Genomic DNA, 17,278 nt, shown 5'->3' on the forward strand with positions numbered 1-17,278 from the left:
GCTCCGTCACCGGTCTCCTTTTAAAGGATCACCGATTTTCCAACGCCCGAAAAGCCCGGTTCGCTGCATTGCGAGACGGCGGCAGAAGCTCGCAGGCCTGCCGAACCCGGCACCGTGGCGTGCGCCCAGCGGCAGCCGGCCTGAAGCATGGGCTTCGAAGCGAGATGCAGCGTCAGGTCCGGCGGCCGGGCGGGATCGCCGTGGTCGGTGGCGGTGCTCCGAGAAGGCTCATGGTGTTCTCGGTCACGGCCGGCGCTGGAACGGCGTTGGCGCTCGGCTCCGGCACCTTCGCCTTGAAAGCCTCGGCCTGGGCGCGGGCGGCGGCCAGATCCTTCGGCTCCAGCTTGGCCGCCACGTCGTCACGCTTCTTCCCGGCGTCCTCGTCGCCCTGCGCCGCAGCGGCGGAGAACCAGAGGTAGGATTGGACCAGATCCTGCTGCACGCCCATGCCGCGGGCATAGAGCACCGCCAGATTGTACTGGCTGTCCCGCAGGCCGAATTCGGCGGCGCGCTTGAACCAGCCGGATGCGGTGGCGAAGTCCGGCTTGCCCGCCGCAGCGGGGTTCTCGGCGTGAATGACCGCGAGGTTGTGCATGGCGCGGGCGTTGCCGAGGTCCGCCGCTCGCCCGTACCAGAGTTTCGCCTGTGCGAGGTCGCGGGTGACGCCGATCCCCTTCTCGTAGAGGTTTCCAAGCTTGTACTGGGCCGGCGCGAAGCCGCTCGCAGCCACCTGCTCGTAGATCTTCCCGGCCAGAACCGGGTTGCGCACCATGCCGCGGCCCTCGCTGGCCCGGCTGGCGAGATCGTAGGCCGCAGCCGTATCGCCCTCGAGGGCGGCCTGGCGCAGCTTGCTCAAGGTTGCCGGAACGACGCCGAGCTCGGAGGACAGGGTCGCCATGGAGGCGACGCGCGGCAGCGGGGGGCGGGCCGCGCCCGGTCCGATCGCGCTCGCGGGCTTGGGGGCGGAACTCTCGGGGGACGCGCGATTGTCGCCAAGGGATTGCGTGGTCTGGGGATCGGGGATCGCCGTCGCCGTGCCCTGGCCGTCCTGCGGCTTCGATGCGGCCGCCACCCCATCGGCATTGACAGCACCCTGCGTGGTCTTCGCAGCAACGCCGGCGGGGCCACCCTGGGGTGTGGATACGGCCGCGACGGGCTCGCCCGCGAGCTGATCGGTGTCGGCGGTCTTCTTGGTGGTCAGGGCCTGGAGGGCGCCGAGCAGCAACACCACGGCGGCCAGTCCGAGCAGGAGCGGCTTGCGGCGGCGGTCGATGCCGCTGCGGAAGCGCGCGAGACGGCCGCGCGGATCGGAGGCCTGGGTGTTGTCCCGCTGCGCCTGAGCCGCCGAGATTGCGGACTGTCCCGAAGCCTCGGCCTGGGCGGCCTGGGCGGCCCGCCGGGCCGCGGCGATGAAGCTGGTCTTGATGTCGCTGTCGCCGGCGCTCTGGGTCTCGTCGGCGCCGAGCCGATCGGCGGAGCGCTCGCGGCCCGGACGCCCCGCGCCCGGCTCCAGCGGCAGGTCGGGACCGGCAGAGGCCGGGCGGCCGGCGCGCATCTCGGCCGGGCGCCGAACCGGTCTCGCCGCAGCGGCAAGGGTCTCGGTTGTTTCCGTGTCAGGCGCGTCCTTGCCCGGACGGGGGGTGGCGGGGGCCGCGATCTCCGCATCCGTCGGACCGACGCGGCCGACGAGACGCTCCAAAGCCGCGTAGACGCCGGTAAGCGTCGACTGCATCCGCTGCTCGGACGCGACCTGATGGGCGCGCAGGTCGGCGAGGCTGGCCCGCAGTAGGGCGACTTCGCCGGTTTCGGCCGCCGACCCCATGGTTTCAGCGACGGCATTGCGCGCTGCGCGCTCCACCGCGGCCTCGATCGGCGCCTCGGCCCGCAGGGCCGAGACCTGATCGAGCAGGTCGGTCATGGTCCGCTGGAGACCGGCGAGCGCCGGGTCTGCGTCGCGGGTGTCGATGCGTCCGGCCAGGGCCAGGACCTGCTGCTCCAGGGCGTCGAGGCCCTCGTCACGCGGACCCTCGCTCGTGCCGATGCGATCGAGCTTGACGGTCAGCTCGTGCAGCATGCCGTGGATGGAGGCGAGATTCTCGTCCGGCATCGCGGGTCGGCGCAGGGTCGCCCCGAGATCTTCGAGGCGGCCGATCAGGTCGCCGACCGGGTTGATGCTGACCCGCTCGACCGTCTCGGCCAGGGCATCAATGCGATGAAGGATCGCGTCGGAATCAGTGTACGACACCGTCTCGCCGCTGCCCCGGAGGGCATCGAGCTTGACGCTCATCTTCTTGATCTGCTCGCCGATGCCGGCATCCGACCGCGACCGGAGCCCGAGGCGGATCTCCTCCAGGAGCGGGCGAAGCTCGGCGAGCCCCGTGGTCTCGCCCGGCATCCCCTCGTGGAGCTGGGAGATCTGGTTGCTGATCGACTGGAGGCCGACGGCGAGGCTCTGAATCCGCTCGAGCCCGGGCAGCGAGCCGATCAGGCGGCGGATCTCGTCGAGTTCGCGGAAAAGGCCGGCCAGCACATCCTGTTCGGCGAAGCCGGGAGCGACACCGTCCATCTTGGCGGCCAGGCGCTCGACATCGGCGGCGACGCGGGCATGGACGTTCTCGGCGACATCCTCGGCCAGGCGCTCGACCTGGACCCGGATGGCCTCGATGGGGGCCGCGATGGCGGCGAGGTCGGACGGGGCCTGGACCTTCTGGACGTCGGCCGCGAGGGCGTGCATCGCCTTCTCGAGGGCGCCGACATCGCGGCCGCTGGCGAGGCTTCCAATCGACTCGCGCAGCCGCAGCGTCTCTGTCTGCAACTCGGCGATGGCGACGGACTCGACTGCGGCGTCGGAGCGCGGCTCGGGGGCGACGACCGGCGCGGATGCGACGACGCCACCGGCGAGTTCGCGCTGGCGCTGGCGGATTTCGCTGACCGCTTCGCGGACCTCGGTGACGGCCGGCCGGCCGCGACGGCCGAGGGGACGCGGCGTGGCGATCTGCTCGCCGAGTTCGTTCATCCGGCGCTCGATCGCGGCGAGGCGTTCGGCCATCGCGTCGCCCGGGGGACTACCGGTCTCGACCGAAGCGATGCGGGACTCCTCGAGGCCTGCGACGGGCCGGGCCTCGATATTTGGGGACGGCTTGGTCTCCGAGGCGATGCGCTGGTCGATGCCGTCGAGACGCCGCATCATCTCCGCGAGGGCCGCGTTCATGCCGGGGGGCGACGCCGGTGATTCCTCCGCCGGCGGAATCGGGTGCGGGCTGTCGACCGGTTCGGCCTGACGGGGCTTTTCGGGCGCCGGCACGTGGACAGAGGAAGGGATGGCTGACGGCGACGCGACGAGGGCGCTGGGTTCGACGATGGAGGCGATCCAAGTCTCGACCGGAACGCCCGCGCGGCGTGCGACGTCGCGCGCCGCCTCGAGAACGTCGGGATCGAAGCCTTCGAGGTTGAGCGTGGCGTTGCGTGTCATCGTCAAACCTGACTGGCGAAGTCCATGGCTCGATCCGCGAATGCTCCCGCCGCTGGAACCGACACGGCGGGTTAACGTCAGATCCATCATCCGTGACATTTGGTAGTCTTGGTAAACAGCCGGTTAAGATGCCGTCGATTACGGGTTTACAGCCGGGGAACGCTACCGGCTCGCACTCCGAATCTGTGCGCGGCCAGGGCTCACGCCCATTGCACTCGTCAAAGAATGGTTTAGATATGAACCATCAGGTGCGCCGGCGGCCGGAAGGTCGGTCAGGACCGCAGCGGTTTCGGGGAGATGATGCGCGATGCCCAGCTACAAGGCACCGGTCGAGGACGTCCTGTTCCTGCTGAACGACGTGCTCGGGTTTCACCGCTACGACAACCTGCGCGGCTTCTCGGACGCCTCTCCCGACGTGATTGAGGCCGTGCTGAACGAGGGCGCCAAGCTCGCCGAGACCGTGCTGGCCCCCCTGAACGCCGTCGGCGACCGGGAGGGCTGCACCCGGCATCCGGACGGCAGCGTCACGACGCCGAAGGGCTTCAAGGCCGCCTACGACGCCTACGCGCAGGGCGGCTGGATGGGCCTGTCGATGCCCGAGGCCTATGGCGGCCAGGCCCTGCCGCACACCCTCAACAGCGCGATCCAGGAATTCGCCTCGGGGGCCAACCTGGCGCTCGGCATGTATCCGGGCCTGACCCAGGGCGCGATGGCCGCCCTGGAGGTGCACGGCTCCGAGGCGCAGAAATCGCTCTACCTGCCGAAGATGGTGGAGGGCGCCTGGACCGGCACCATGAACCTCACCGAGCCCCATTGCGGCACGGATCTCGGCCTCCTCAAGACCAAGGCGGTGCCCAACGGCGACGGCTCCTACAGCCTGACCGGCACGAAGATCTTCATCTCGGCCGGCGAGCACGACCTGTCCGAGAACATCATCCACCTCGTCATCGCCCGCATCGAGGGTGCCCCGGCCGGCACCAAGGGCATCTCGCTCTTCGTGGTGCCGAAGTTTCTGGTCAACGCGGACGGCTCGGTGGGCGAGCGCAACCCGGTCTCGTGCGGCTCCCTCGAGCACAAGATGGGCATCCACGGCAACTCGACCTGCGTCATGAACTACGACGGCGCCAAGGGCTGGCTGGTCGGCCAGGAGAATCGCGGCCTGAACGCGATGTTCGTCATGATGAACGAGGCCCGCCTCGCGGTCGGCATCCAGGGACTGGGCCAGTCCGAGGTCGCCTATCAGAACGCCGTCGCCTACGCGAAGGATCGCCTCCAGGGCCGCGCGCTCACCGGCGCCAAGGCCCCCGAGAAGGCGGCCGATCCGATCATTGTCCACCCCGACGTGCGCCGGACCCTGATGGGCATCCGCGCCTTCAACGAGGCCGCCCGCGCCCTCGTGCTCTGGACCGCGCTGCAGGCCGATATCGGCCATCGCTCGGATGACGAGAAGCAGCGCCAGGCGGCGGAAGACCACATGGGGCTGATGACTCCGGTGGTGAAGGGCGTGCTGACCGACCGCGGCTTCGCCAACGCGGTCGAGGCTCAGCAGATGTTCGGCGGGCACGGCTACATCGAAGAATGGGGCATGTCGCAATTCGTGCGCGATGCCCGCATCGCCATGATCTACGAGGGCGCCAACGGCATCCAGGCCATGGACCTGATCGGCCGCAAGCTGCCCAAGGACGGCGGCCGGGCGATGATGAGCTTCCTCGGCGAGGTCCAGACCTTCCTCAAGGATCACGGTGAGGACGAGGCGATGAAGCCCTACGTCGCGCCGCTCCAGGCCGGGCTCAACGACCTGCAGGGCGCCACCATGTGGTTCATGCAGAACGCCTTCTCCAAGCCTGACAATGCTGGCGCGGGTGCCACCGACTACATGCACCTGCTCGGCCTCGTCGCCTTGGGCTACATGTGGGCCCGCATCGCCAAGGCCGCCCTGGCGCGCCAAGCCGAGGCGCCGTCCGAGGCGATGGCCGCCAAGCTGGTGGTTGGGCGCTTCTACATGGAACGGATGCTGCCGGAGACCGCGACCCGGCTGGTCCGGATCAAGGCTGGGGCCGAGACGACGATGGCGCTTGGCGCCGAGGCGTTTTAGACCGGACCGACAGTCCTTCAGGCTACCGCGTCATTCCGGGGCGCTCGCAGAGCGAACCCGGAATCCAGAACCGCCGACGCGGCAAACCTTGGATCTGTTTGCGGCTCTGGATTCCGGGTTCCGCTTCGCGGCCCCGGAATGACGGAGATACGAGAACGATTTTGAATGCCGTCGCCCGATCGGAGCGACCCAGAGGGAAGCGCGCATGCCCGAGGCCTTCATCTACGATCACGTCCGCACCCCCCGGGGACGCGGCAAGCCCGATGGCTCGCTGCACGAGGTGACCGCCCTGCGCCTCGCCGAAGTGGCCCTGCGGGCGCTCAAGGAGCGCAACGATCTCGACACCCGGCGCGTCGACGACGTGATCCTGGGCTGCGTCGATCCCGTGGGTGAGGCCGGCGGCGACATCGCCCGCGCGTCCGCCCTGGTGGCCGATTACGGCGATCACGTTCCGGGCGTGCAGATCAACCGGTTCTGCGCCTCGGGCCTCGACGCGGTGAACTTCGCCGCCGCGCAGGTCATGGCCGGGCAGCACGACATGACCATCGGCGGCGGTGTCGAATCCATGAGCCGCGTCGGCCTCGGTGCCTCCGGCGGCGCCTGGCCGGTGGATCCCGCCATCGCGATCAAGTCGTGGTTCATGCCCCAGGGCGTGTCGGCCGATCTCATCGCCTCGAAATACGGTTTCAGCCGGGACGATTGCGACGCCTACGCGGTCGAGTCGCAGAAGCGCTCCGCCGCCTCCTGGGCCGAGGGCCGCTTCGCCGATGCCGTGGTGCCGGTGCGCGACATCAACGGCATCACCTTGCTCGCCACCGACGAGCACATGCGGCCCTCGACCGACATGCAGTCTCTCGGCCAGCTCAAGGCGTCCTTTGTCCAGATGGGACAGATGGGCGGCTTCGACGCGGTCGCGGTCGATGCGCATCCCGATGTCGAGACCGTCAACCACGTCCACCACGCCGGCAATTCGTCCGGCATCGTCGACGGCGCGGCCGCGGTGCTGATCGGCTCGGCTGAAGCCGGCAGCGCGGCTGGCCTGAAGCCCCGCGCCCGCATCCGCGCCTTCGCCAATATCGGCTCGGACCCCGCCCTGATGCTCACGGGGCCGGTGGACGTGACCAAGAAGGTCCTGGCCCGCGCCGGCATGAGCCTGTCCGACATCGACCTGTTCGAGGTCAACGAGGCCTTCGCCGCAGTGGTGCTGCGCTTCCAGCAGGCCTTCGATGTCGATCCGGCACGGATCAATGTCTGCGGCGGCGCCATCGCGATGGGCCATCCGCTGGGCGCCACCGGCGCCATGATCCTCGGCACCGTCCTCGACGAACTGGAGCGCACCGGCAAGGAGCGCGCCCTGGTCACGCTTTGCATCGGCGCCGGCATGGGCACCGCGACCATCATCGAACGGGTGTGAGCGGGGCGGCGATCCGGGATGCGGCGGGTTTGGCGAACACCGTGCCGTGACCATGCGGATGCGGGAGTCGCCTCCCCAAGGGGGGCCAAGTGGGTTAGACGGCGGCGCCCGCCGTCGCTCGACGATGGGCTCACAAGCAAGAAGCTTCCGAGAAATTCCGAGGACACGCCACGATGACGCGCCTGCTCGCCACCCTCTGCCTGACCACGGCCCTGTGCCTGCCGATCGCCGCCCGCGCCGATGATGCGGCCGATCGGGTCGCCGCTGCCAAGGACCTGGTTCAGAAGACCACGCTCAAGAACCTGGAAGTCGGTTTCTCGGCGGCCCTCGAAAAGACCGTGGCGCCGATGAAGGAAGACAAGGCCGAGGCGGTCCGCAAGGAGATCCGCGCCGAGTTCGACAAGCAGCGCGAGACCATGCTCGATGGCCTGTCGAAGGCCTATGCGGAGAAGTTCAGCCTCGACGAGTTGAAGCACCTCTCCGAGATCTACGGCAACAAGACCTACCAGAAGTTCCAGGCGGTGAACGCCGATCCGGCCTCCACCGTGACGGCGGTCTCGCAGGCTTCGGTCACGAAGCTCCTTAACATGCTGGCGATCGCGTCGGCCGGGGATTCGCAAGGCACCGGTGCGCCGGGCGCGCCGATGCCGATGCCGGCGCGCTGAGGCGGAAAGGCGGGCGTCCCGATGGCCGGCTCAAGCCACTTGCGCGCGGGGGAGCCCGCCCCCGGAAGAGCCGGTCATTGCCAAACCGGTCATTGCCAAACCGGTCATTGCAAAGCGGGTCTCGGGGTGCCTGCCACCGGGAAGCCGGACACCTGCGGCAGCGCTTCGAGATGGGGCTTGGCGAAATGGTAGCCCTGGAACAGATTCGCTCCGAGGCTCCGCAGGGTGTCGAGTTCGCCCGCCGTCTCGACACCCTCGGCGATCACCGCAATGCCCAGCGAGCGGGCGATGCCGATGATGCCCGCCACGATGATCTGGCGGCGCTGATCGCTGTCGATGCCGCGCAGGAGGTCCATGTCGATCTTGATCAGGTCGGGCTGAAAATTCGCCAGCAGGTTCAGCCCGGCGAAGCCGGCGCCGAAATCATCCAGGGCGGTCAGGAAGCCCTGGCGGCGGTACTCGGCCACGATGCGGGTGACATGGGCGGTGTCGCGGAACTTCTCGTTCTCGGTGAACTCGAACATGATCCGGTCATGGGCGAAGCCGGCCTTGCGCGCCGCCTCCAGGGACGAACGAATGCAGGCCGCCGGCTCGTAGACCGCGTTCGGCATGAAGTTGATCGACAGCCGGGTCGCGTCGTCGGCCGGGAACAGACGCCCGGCCAGTTCGATCGCCTTCACCCGCGCCGCCTGATCGAAGCGGTAGACGGTCTCGGGCGTCACCCGTCCGAGAATCGAGGCGGCGGATTCTCCGCCCGCGCCACGCACCAGGGCCTCGTAGCCCCAGACGCGCTGTTCGGCGAGGTCGAGGATCGGCTGGAACGCCATGGTAAAGCTGAAGTCGAGTTCGGCTCCTTCGCTGCAGCCCTTGCAGCCGATCCGAGCGGTCATGGTCTTGTCCTGTCCCAGCAGCATGCCCCCCGGCAATTCGGCATGCATCCGCAAGTTTTGACATTGGCTTAAGCGCGCAAGCCAAAGCCGCCCACCGGTCACGAATCCGAGGATCAGCGATGAATCTCACCAATTTCCGTCTCGAAACCGATGCCGATGGAATCGCGCTGGCGACCTGGGACATGCCGGGCCGCTCCATGAACGTCTTCACCGACGCGGTGATGGATGAATTGGGTCAGATCATCGACGCCGTGGTGGCGGATGCCGCCATCAAGGGCTGCGTCATCGTCTCGGGCAAGGACAACTTCTCGGGCGGCGCCGACCTGACGATGCTGCAGGGCCTCGGCCGCGCCTACGAGGCGCTGAAGGCCGAACGTGGCGAGGAGGCGGCGATGCGCCACTTCTTCGACGAGTCGCGCAAGCTCACCCTGGTATTCCGAAAGCTGGAAACCTGCGGCAAACCCTTCGCAGCTGCGGTGAACGGCATCTGTCTCGGCGGCGCTTTCGAACTGGCATTGGCCTGCCATCACCGCGTGCTCTCGGACGACCCGAAGACCCGCGTCGGCCTGCCGGAAATCAAGGTCGGGTTGTTCCCGGGCGGCGGCGGCACCCAGCGGGTGGCCCGCCTGATGCAGACCGGGGACGCCCTGCAGATGCTGTTCAAGGGCGAGCAGATCCGCCCCGCGATGGCCAAGAACATGGGCCTCGCGCAGGAGGTCGCGCCCAGGGACGAGATCGTCGCCAGGGCCAAGGCCTGGATCGCCGCCGGTGGCTCGGCCGTAGCCCCCTGGGACCAGCCGAAGTTCAAGGCGCCCTCCGGCAAGGTCTACTCGCCGGCCGGCATGATGATCTGGCCCCCGGCCAACGCCATCTATCGGCGCGAGACGCACGACAACTACCCAGCCGCGAAGGCGATCCTGGCCTCGGTCTACGAGGGCTTGCAGCTGCCGATGGATCAGGCCCTGCGCGTCGAGAGCCGCTACTTCGCCCATATTCTGCGCACCAAGGAAGCGGCGGCGATGATCCGCACGCTGTTCCTCTCGATGGGTGAATTGAACAAGGGCGCGCGCCGCCCGAAGGACGTGCCCGCCACGGTGGTGAAGACCGTCGGCGTCGTCGGCGCCGGCTTCATGGGCGCGGGCGTCGCCTATGTCTCCGCCAATGCCGGGATGGAGGTGGTGCTCGTCGACCAGTCGATCGAGGCAGCCGAGAAGGGCAAGGCCTATGCCCACAAGCTGGTCACCGACCAGATCAACAAGGGCCGGACCAAGACCGCCGACCGCGACGCCCTGTTGGGTCGCATCCGCACCAGCGCCGACTATGCGGATCTCGGCGCCTGCGACCTCGTCATCGAGGCAGTGTTCGAGGACCCGAAGGTCAAGGCCGAGGTCATCGCCAAGGTCGAGGCCGCGATCCGGCCGGAGACGATCTTCGCCTCGAACACTTCGACCCTGCCGATCACCGGGCTTGCCAAGACGTCGTCCCGGCCGGAGCAGTTCGTCGGCATCCATTTCTTCTCGCCGGTGGAGAAGATGATGCTGGTCGAGATCATCAAGGGTGACCAGACCGGCGACGCCGCGCTGGCCACCGCCCTCGATTACGTCCGGGCGATCAAGAAGACCCCGATCGTCGTCAACGACGCGCGCGGCTTCTTCGCCAACCGGTGCGTCGGCGCCTACCTGCTCGAGGGCCACACCATGCTCAACGAGGGCATCCCGGCGGCAATGATCGAGAATGCCGGCCGCCAGGCGGGCATGCCGGTCGGCCCGCTCTCGCTGACCGACGAGGTCGCGGTCGATCTCGCCCTGAAGATCGTCAAGGCGACGGAGGCGCAGCTCGGCGCCGGCAGCATCGACCCGGCCCAGAAGGCGCTGCTCACCACCCTCGTCGAGGGCGAGGGACGATTGGGGCGCAAGAACAAGAAGGGGTTCTACGATTACCCCGAGGGCGCGCCGAAGCGCCTGTGGCCCGGGCTCGCCGCCCTGCAGGCGACCAAGGTCGATCCCGACGCGGTGGATTTCACGGAGCTGAAGCAGCGCCTGCTGGTGGTGCAAGCGCTGGAAGCCGCCCGCACCGTCGGCGAGGGCGTGGTCACCGATCCGCGCGAAGCGGATGTCGGCTCGATTTTGGGCTTCGGCTTCGCCCCCTTCACCGGCGGCGCCCTGTCCTACATCGACTTCATGGGCGCGCAGGCCTTCGTGACGCTGGCGCAGGGGCTGGAAGCCAAGCACGGCCCGCGCTTCGCCGTGCCGCAAAACCTCCTGGACATGGCCGCCCGGGGCGGCACGTTCTATGGCGACGCGGCGGCGAAGAAGGCGGCGTAGGCCGCAGACTACCGCCCGGCATGTCTCCGGGCGGACCCCACGACGGGTCAGGCGGCCGCCGCGCCTCACCCCGATGAAGTTGCCGTCATCCGAACCCGCAGCACTGCGACGTCGTCGTGGTTGCTCGACAGAAGGTCGGTGATGTCGCCATCGAGCAGGGCCTTCACGTGGCGGCAGCGAGTGCCGTAGCGCCCGGCCATGCAAGTGCAGCGCAGGTGCGGCCCGGTGCTGCGATCCTCGAGGGTGACGGCGTAGCGGTTGCCGCTGCTGCCGCGTACCGCGAAGTGCAGGCCTGGCGACGAAGCGGAGCGCGCACCCGCCGCCATTCGGGCGCGGTCCGTGAGCGAGCCCGGGCGGCTCGGGGCGCGCGCAGCCGCATCGGGCCCTTCCGGCAACCGAGTGATCGGCAGGTGGATCGCCCGCGCCAGGGCGGGCACGTCCGGCGCGCCGGTCTGCCGCGCGGCGGCAAGCGCGATCTCGGCACAGGCATAGGCATCCTCGCCGGCATCGTGGTGCTCGAAGCGGATGCCGAGGCGCGCCGCCACCTTGCCGAGGCCGCAGCCCTCCTCCGCCGGAAATACCCGCCGGGCGATCTGCAGGGTGCAGAGATAGGCGAAGGCCGGCGGCTGCACGCCATAAGCCGCGAGCGAGGCGCGCAGCACGCCCATGTCGAATCCGGCATTGTGCGCGAGGATCAGGCCGGAGGCGAGGTCGGGCAAAAACTCCGCCATCACGGTGGGGAAGTCCGGCCGGTGGCGCACGTCGGCCGGCACGATTCCGTGGACCCGGATGTTGCCGGGCGAGAAGCGCAGCTCTGGCGGACGGATCAGGCGGGATTCCCGCCGCACCACCCGGCCGCCGGCGATCCAGGCGAGCCCAACGGCACAGGCGCTGTCGCGCCGCTCGTTGGCGGTCTCGAAATCGATGGCGATGACGGTCATGCGGGGGTCGCGGGGGCCTGTCCCGGCCGAACGCAGCCAGGCTCTCGGAAAGATGATCACCGGAGTCTAGGCGCCCGCAATTCCCGGCTCAAGCGCTGGCGACGAGCGCCAGCCATGCCTCCTCGCTGATGACCTCGACGCCGTGCTTCTGGGCGTCCTTCAACTTGGAGCCCGCGCCCGGGCCCGCCACCACGAGGTCGGTCTTGGCCGAGACCGAACCCGAAACCTTGGCACCCAGGCGCTCGGCGGTGGCCTTCGCCTCGGAGCGGGTCATCTGTTCGAGGCTTCCGGTGAACACCACCGTCTTGCCAGCGAAGGCCGTGGCGGAGGCCGGGGCCGCCATCGGCTCGGTCTTCACTTCGGCGAGCAGGGCCCGGACTGCCGCGTCGTTGTGGGGCTCGGCGAAGAAAGCGATCAGCGAATCCGTCGCCACCGGGCCGATCTCGCCATCGTCGGCGAAGTGGCGATACGCATCGCCGGGGCGCTGCCCGGCCGCCCGCGCCAAGCCCGCCGCGATGGCATCCGCGTCGCCGTAATGGGTCACAAGGCTGGCGCGCTGGGGGGCGGAGAGGCGGACATGGCCTTGCGGCTGCGCCTCGTCCCCCTCGACCGCGTCAACCACCGTCCCGTCGCGGGGAAAACCGAATTCCAGGAGCCGGTCGCGGGTGGTCGGCCCGATGCGCGAGAGCGCGGACAGCTCGATCCAGTCCGGTCCGGCCTGATCGCGGCTCGCAGCCGCGACGCCCTCCATCAGCGCCGGCATGTCGGAAAACCGTTTGGCCAGCGCCTTGGCGGTGGATTCGCCGATGTCCGGGATGCCTAGGGCGAAGAGAAACCGGTTGAGGGGCAGGCTGCGGCGATCCTCCACCGAGGCGAGGAGGTTCTTGATCGCCTTGTCCTCCTCCTCGCCCTTCTTCTTGGTAGGCTTCTTCGGGGCCGGCGCGCCCTCCGTCCGGCGCTCGGCCGAAAGGGCTTCGCGGCGGGCCACGATGGCGGCCTTCAGGGGCTCGAACTCGAGGCGGAACAGGTCGGCCGGCTGGCGAACCAGCCCGGCCTCGAACAGAACCTCGATATAGGTCTGGCCGAAGCCCTCGAGGTCGAAGCCGTTGCGCGAGACGAAGTGCTTCAGGCGCTCCACTCCCTGCGCGGGACAGATCAGACCGCCGGTGCAGCGTCGCACGGCGTCGAGCTTGCCCGTGCGCGGGTTGATCTCGCGCACCGCCCGGCTGCCGCAGGCGGGGCAGTGGGTTGGAAAGACGTAGGGCTTCGCATCGGGCGGGCGCTTCTCCAGCACCACGTCCATGACCTTCGGGATCACGTCGCCGGCGCGCTGCACCACGACGGTGTCGCCGACCCGAATGTCGCGCCCGTCGCGGATCGGCTCGCCGTCGGCCCCGACGCCCTGGACGTAGCCCTCGTTGTGCAGGGTGGCGTTCGACACCACGACACCGCCCACCGTCACCGGCCTGAGCTTCGCCAGCGGATTGAGGGAGCCGGTACGCCCGACATTGATCTCGATGTCCTCGACCACCGTCAGCGCCTTCTGGGCCGCGAACTTGTGGGCGAGCGCCCAGCGCGGCGAGCGCGAGACGAAGCCGAGGCGGCGCTGCAACGCGAGGTCGTCGACCTTGTAGACCACGCCATCGATGTCGTAGCCGAGGCTGGCGCGCTCCGCCTCGATGCTGCGGTAATGCGCGATCATCGCCTCTGCGTCGGGGCACAGCTTCGTCCGGTCGTTGACCGGCAGGCCCCAAGCGCGGAACCGCTCCAGCACGCCGTGCTGCGTCCCGTTGAGCGCCGGCACCACCTCGCCCCACGCATAGGCGAAGAACTTGAGCGGACGCGACCGGGTGATCTCCGGGTCGAGCTGCCGCAGCGAACCGGCCGCGGCGTTGCGCGGGTTTGCGAACAGCGCCTTGCCGGCAGCCTCCTGACGGGCGTTGATGGCGGCGAAATCCGCGTGCGAAAGGTAGACCTCGCCCCGCACCTCGCAGACCGGCGGCACGTCGTGACCTGCAAGCCGCTGCGGGATGTCCGACACCGTGCGGGCATTGGCGGTGACGTCCTCGCCGACCTCGCCGTCGCCGCGGGTCGCGGCGGTGACGAGGCGCCCGTCCTCATAGCGGAGTGCGAGCGAGAGCCCGTCGATCTTCGGCTCGGCCGTAAAGGCCAGCGGCTCCGCCTCCGGCCAGTTCAGGAAGCGCCGGACGCGGGCGACGAAGTCGGTCACCTCCTCGTCCGCGAAGGCGTTGCCGAGCGAGAGCATCGGCACGGCATGCCGGACCTTGGCGAATTTCTCGGATGGCTTGGCACCCACCGATGTGCTGGCAGTACCCGTCCCGGCGAGATCCGGGAACCGCGCCTCGATCGTTTCCAGGCGCCGGCGCAGGGCGTCGTATTCCGCATCCGTAATCTCGGGCGCGTCCTCCTGGTGATAGAGCCGGTCGGCTTCAGCGATCCGCTCGGAGAGATCGGCGTGCTCGGCCCGCGCCGCCTCCGGCGTCATCGTCTCGAGGCTGTCGACGGCGTTGTCTGCGGACATGAAGCGGCTTCGTGGTCGGGTGCGGGGTGCGCTTATAGCAATCGGAAACCGCAGCCGCACGGGAAGAGGTTCCGGCTGACGCGCCGCCCTCCACAGCCTGTAACCCGCGCGCGCCGCTGGCGAATGAGTCCCTGGTGCCGTCGCATCGCCGTGACCCGCCTGCCTGCCTGCGACGCCGCGCCGCCTCACCGGGTCCACCCAGACCCTATCTCTTCATGCAACCGATCAACGATTCCGGATCGCCATGCCAGCCCCGCCCGCCTTCTCCGCGCCCTGGCGCGACCGCTCCGGTCGCGTCTCCGGCCTGAAGCTCCTCACCTTCCTGTTCGCCCTGGTGCCGGGCCTTTGGCTCGCGGGCGCCTACGCGGCCGATGCGCTCGGGGCCAAGCCGATCACCGCCCTGCTGCACGGCACCGGCGAATGGGCGGTCCGCTTCCTCATGCTGTCGCTGGCGGTGACGCCCCTGCGGCGCGTGGCGAACCTGCCGAAGCTGATCCTGGTGCGGCGCATGCTCGGGCTGACCGTGCTGGCCTACGGGCTGATCCACCTGATGCTCTACGTCGTCGATCAGAACTTCGTGCTCACCAAGGTCGTCACGGAGATCCTGACCCGGATCTACCTGACCATCGGCTTCGTGGCGCTCCTCGGCCTCGTGGTGCTCGGCGTCACCTCCACGGACGGAATGATTCGCCGGCTCGGCAAGGCTTGGCCGCGCCTTCACAGGATGGTTTACGCGATCGCTGTCCTCGGCCTGATCCACTATTATCTCCAGGCCAAGATCGACGTCTCCGACCCGGTGTTCTGGACCGGCGCCTTCCTGTTGCTGATGGGCCATCGCGCCATGCAGCGGCTCCGGTGGCCCACCAACCCGCTGACGCTTCTCGGCCTAGCCCTGGCGGCCGCCCTCCTGACCGCCCTGCTCGAGGCAGCCTGGTACGGCGCGGCCAGCGGCATTCCAGCGAGCTTGGTGCTTTCGGCCAACCTCGACGTTCCGGACACCATCCGACCGGCTTGGTGGGTACTGGCCCTCGGGTTGTGCGTACCGGTGGTCAACGCGGTGCGGGTGGGCCTGGGCGGCAAGGGGCGTGGGGCATCCGGAAAAGCCGCTGCGGGTCCGGTCGCGGAGCCGGCCGCGGCGATGCCCGCGCGCCGGCCGGTGCATGCCGGCTGAGCGCCGAGCGCCCCGGCATTTCGCGTGACGATCGTTTCGGTCGAAAATTCCTGCCAGCGGCAGGTCTGTTCCAGCGGGATGCCCTCGATGACAAGCCGAGCCGGTCCGATACGCGTTGCGTCGGCTCGGCGCACAGGCGTTTACCAGTGTGGCGCTTGTCGACCCGTCATCCCGCGGGCATGAACCGACCCAGCAACACGCAAGGAACGCCCAGCATGCGCAAGTGGATTGGCCGCGGCCCGCTCGGGGCGTTCGCGCTCGGGTGCCTGCTGATGAGCGATGCGGCTTCGGCGGCCTGCACGCCGCCGGAGGCCCCGTCGACCGCGATGCGTCCGGTCAAGCCGACGCTGCCCGCCAAGCCGCCTTGCCTGGACGCAAAGGGTGGATGCCCGGGCTGGGAAGCCTACAGCTACAATGACGCGATCAAGGCCTACAACGTCGAGATCGCCGCGTTCCGACCCAAGCTGGAGGCCTATATCCAGGCTCTGACCAACTACGTGAAGGCGAGCAACGAGTACGCCCAGTGCGAGGTCAAGATTTTCCAGTGAACCCTTGGCGTCGGACCGCGGGTTGACCCCCGCGAGGGGCGATGCCACAGCGCAGCGCAGTTTTTATCCCGCACGCCAGACTGGACGGCCCGATGTCCGAATCCCTCGACCTCCTCGTCCTCGGCAATGCCATCGTCGACCTGATCGCCCAGACCGATGAGGATTTCCTCGCGGCCCAGGGCGTGCCCAAGGGTGCGATGCAACTGATCGACGAGGCGCGGGCCGAGTCCCTGTTCGCCGCCATGGGTCCGGCCACCATCGTGTCGGGTGGGTCCGGCGCCAACACGGCGGTGGGCGCCGCCATGCTGGGCGCCAGAACGAGCTTCGTCGGCAAGGTCCGCGACGATGAACTCGGCGGCCTGTTCGCCCACGATCTCAAGGCCACGGGCGTCCGCTTCCCGATCGCCGCCGCCACCGACGGGCCGGCCACCGCCCGCTGCTTCATCCTGGTGACGCCGGATGGCGAGCGCACCATGAACACCTATCTGGGCGCCTGCCAGGGCCTGTCCCCGGCCGATGTGGACGAGGCGACGGTGGCATCCGCCCGCGTGGTCTATCTCGAAGGCTACCTGTGGGACCCGCCGGCCGCCAAGGACGCGTTCCGCAAGGCCGTGACCATCGCGCACAAGGCCGGCAACTCCGCAGCCCTCACCCTGTCGGATGCCTTCTGCGTCGGACGCTACCGGGAGGAATTCCTGGGCCTGATCCGCGACGGCAGCGTCGACATTCTGTTCGCCAACATGGCCGAATTGCAGAGCCTGTACGAGACCGAGGACGCCGATGCGGCGATCCGGGCGCTGCGCGACGAGAGCGCCGCGCGCGGCAAGGACCTGCTCGGCCTCGTCACCCGCTCGGCCGAGGGCGCCCTGGTGATCCAGGGCGGCGACGTGCAATCGGTCCCCGCCTCCCCGGTGCATGAACTCGTCGACACCACCGGCGCCGGAGACCTGTTCGCCGCCGGCTTCCTTGCCGGTCATGCCCGCGGCCTCGATCACGTCGCCAGCGCCCGCCTCGGTGCGCTGGCTGCCGCCGAGGTCATCCAGCACATCGGCGCCCGGCCCCAACACGACCTGGTGGCGCTGGCCAAGGCCCAGGGCCTGCTCTGAGGGGCTGAAAGCCGAGGGTGCGGGCTCTTCACTCCAACTGGTTACGGAGAAGAACGCGTCTGAACCGCGCGTGATTCCGGGGCGCAGCAGGCGAACCCGGAATTCAGGGA

Annotated in this window: 11 protein-coding genes; 7 read left to right on the forward strand and 4 right to left on the reverse strand. The window is 69.0% G+C overall.

Annotation, left to right across the window (positions count from 1 at the left end; genetic code table 11):
- Positions 1 to 172: 172 nt before the first annotated feature.
- Entirely contained in the window at positions 173 to 3,472 is a 3,300-nt protein-coding gene (locus tag ASF60_RS18640; RefSeq protein ID WP_156634291.1) for an SEL1-like repeat protein, read from the reverse strand.
- Positions 3,473 to 3,779: 307 nt separating this feature from the next.
- Between ASF60_RS18640 and ASF60_RS18645 the strand changes: the two genes are divergently transcribed.
- From ASF60_RS18645 to ASF60_RS18655, 3 genes are all read left to right on the forward strand, one after another.
- The gene (locus tag ASF60_RS18645) at positions 3,780 to 5,567 is read left to right on the forward strand and encodes an acyl-CoA dehydrogenase C-terminal domain-containing protein (RefSeq protein ID WP_056188529.1); all 1,788 of its coding nucleotides are present in this window, start codon (positions 3,780 to 3,782) and stop codon (positions 5,565 to 5,567) included.
- Between the two features lie 205 nt (positions 5,568 to 5,772).
- The gene (locus ASF60_RS18650) at positions 5,773 to 6,981 is read left to right on the forward strand and encodes an acetyl-CoA C-acetyltransferase (protein ID WP_056188531.1); all 1,209 of its coding nucleotides are present in this window, start codon (positions 5,773 to 5,775) and stop codon (positions 6,979 to 6,981) included.
- Positions 6,982 to 7,154: 173 nt separating this feature from the next.
- Positions 7,155 to 7,646, forward strand: coding sequence for a hypothetical protein (locus ASF60_RS18655; protein ID WP_056188533.1), 492 nt, complete (start codon positions 7,155 to 7,157; stop codon positions 7,644 to 7,646).
- Between the two features lie 104 nt (positions 7,647 to 7,750).
- Here ASF60_RS18655 and ASF60_RS18660 read toward each other — a convergent pair whose 3' ends face one another.
- Positions 7,751 to 8,536 carry an EAL domain-containing protein gene (locus tag ASF60_RS18660; protein ID WP_056188951.1) on the reverse strand — a complete coding sequence of 262 codons (786 nt, stop codon included), beginning with the start codon at positions 8,534 to 8,536 and terminating at the stop codon, positions 7,751 to 7,753.
- A gap of 119 nt (positions 8,537 to 8,655) precedes the next feature.
- On the opposite strand from ASF60_RS18660, the gene ASF60_RS18665 reads away from it, so the two are divergent.
- The gene (locus ASF60_RS18665) at positions 8,656 to 10,860 is read left to right on the forward strand and encodes a 3-hydroxyacyl-CoA dehydrogenase NAD-binding domain-containing protein (RefSeq protein WP_056188536.1); all 2,205 of its coding nucleotides are present in this window, start codon (positions 8,656 to 8,658) and stop codon (positions 10,858 to 10,860) included.
- 65 nt (positions 10,861 to 10,925) lie between these two features.
- Here ASF60_RS18665 and ASF60_RS18670 read toward each other — a convergent pair whose 3' ends face one another.
- Both ASF60_RS18670 and ligA read right to left on the reverse strand, forming a co-directional pair.
- Complete coding sequence (locus tag ASF60_RS18670) at positions 10,926 to 11,801, reverse strand: 3'-5' exonuclease (protein ID WP_056188541.1); 876 nt, start codon at positions 11,799 to 11,801, stop codon at positions 10,926 to 10,928.
- 88 nt (positions 11,802 to 11,889) lie between these two features.
- Entirely contained in the window at positions 11,890 to 14,343 is a 2,454-nt protein-coding gene (gene ligA / locus ASF60_RS18675) for an NAD-dependent DNA ligase LigA (protein ID WP_056188544.1), read from the reverse strand.
- A 244-nt stretch (positions 14,344 to 14,587) separates the two neighbouring features.
- On the opposite strand from ligA, the gene ASF60_RS18680 reads away from it, so the two are divergent.
- The 3 genes from ASF60_RS18680 to ASF60_RS18690 all read left to right on the forward strand — a co-directional run bounded on the left by ASF60_RS18680 (position 14,588) and on the right by ASF60_RS18690 (position 17,168).
- Complete coding sequence (locus tag ASF60_RS18680; protein WP_056188547.1) at positions 14,588 to 15,514, forward strand: sulfite oxidase heme-binding subunit YedZ; 927 nt, start codon at positions 14,588 to 14,590, stop codon at positions 15,512 to 15,514.
- 215 nt (positions 15,515 to 15,729) lie between these two features.
- A complete protein-coding gene (locus tag ASF60_RS18685; protein WP_056188551.1) occupies positions 15,730 to 16,062 on the forward strand; it encodes a hypothetical protein in 333 nt (110 codons plus the stop codon).
- 92 nt (positions 16,063 to 16,154) lie between these two features.
- A complete protein-coding gene (locus tag ASF60_RS18690) occupies positions 16,155 to 17,168 on the forward strand; it encodes an adenosine kinase (RefSeq protein ID WP_056188553.1) in 1,014 nt (337 codons plus the stop codon).
- Positions 17,169 to 17,278: the final 110 nt, after the last annotated feature.

The organism is Methylobacterium sp. Leaf113 (assembly GCF_001423325.1).
Taxonomy (GTDB): Bacteria; Pseudomonadota; Alphaproteobacteria; order Rhizobiales; family Beijerinckiaceae; genus Methylobacterium.

Bases quoted from the DNA above. Each gene is read 5' to 3' on its own strand.
- ASF60_RS18660 (WP_056188951.1), bottom strand. From the start codon at position 8,536: ATGACCGCTCGGATCGGCTGCAAGGGCTGCAGCGAAGGAGCCGAACTC.
- ASF60_RS18650 (WP_056188531.1), top strand. From the start codon at position 5,773: ATGCCCGAGGCCTTCATCTACGATCACGTCCGCACCCCCCGGGGACGC.
- ASF60_RS18670 (WP_056188541.1), bottom strand. From the start codon at position 11,801: ATGACCGTCATCGCCATCGATTTCGAGACCGCCAACGAGCGGCGCGAC.
- ASF60_RS18690 (WP_056188553.1), top strand. From the start codon at position 16,155: ATGTCCGAATCCCTCGACCTCCTCGTCCTCGGCAATGCCATCGTCGAC.
- ASF60_RS18680 (WP_056188547.1), top strand. From the start codon at position 14,588: ATGCCAGCCCCGCCCGCCTTCTCCGCGCCCTGGCGCGACCGCTCCGGT.
- ligA (WP_056188544.1), bottom strand. From the start codon at position 14,343: ATGTCCGCAGACAACGCCGTCGACAGCCTCGAGACGATGACGCCGGAG.
- ASF60_RS18665 (WP_056188536.1), top strand. From the start codon at position 8,656: ATGAATCTCACCAATTTCCGTCTCGAAACCGATGCCGATGGAATCGCG.
- ASF60_RS18645 (WP_056188529.1), top strand. From the start codon at position 3,780: ATGCCCAGCTACAAGGCACCGGTCGAGGACGTCCTGTTCCTGCTGAAC.
- ASF60_RS18640 (WP_156634291.1), bottom strand. From the start codon at position 3,472: ATGACACGCAACGCCACGCTCAACCTCGAAGGCTTCGATCCCGACGTT.
- ASF60_RS18655 (WP_056188533.1), top strand. From the start codon at position 7,155: ATGACGCGCCTGCTCGCCACCCTCTGCCTGACCACGGCCCTGTGCCTG.
- ASF60_RS18685 (WP_056188551.1), top strand. From the start codon at position 15,730: ATGCGCAAGTGGATTGGCCGCGGCCCGCTCGGGGCGTTCGCGCTCGGG.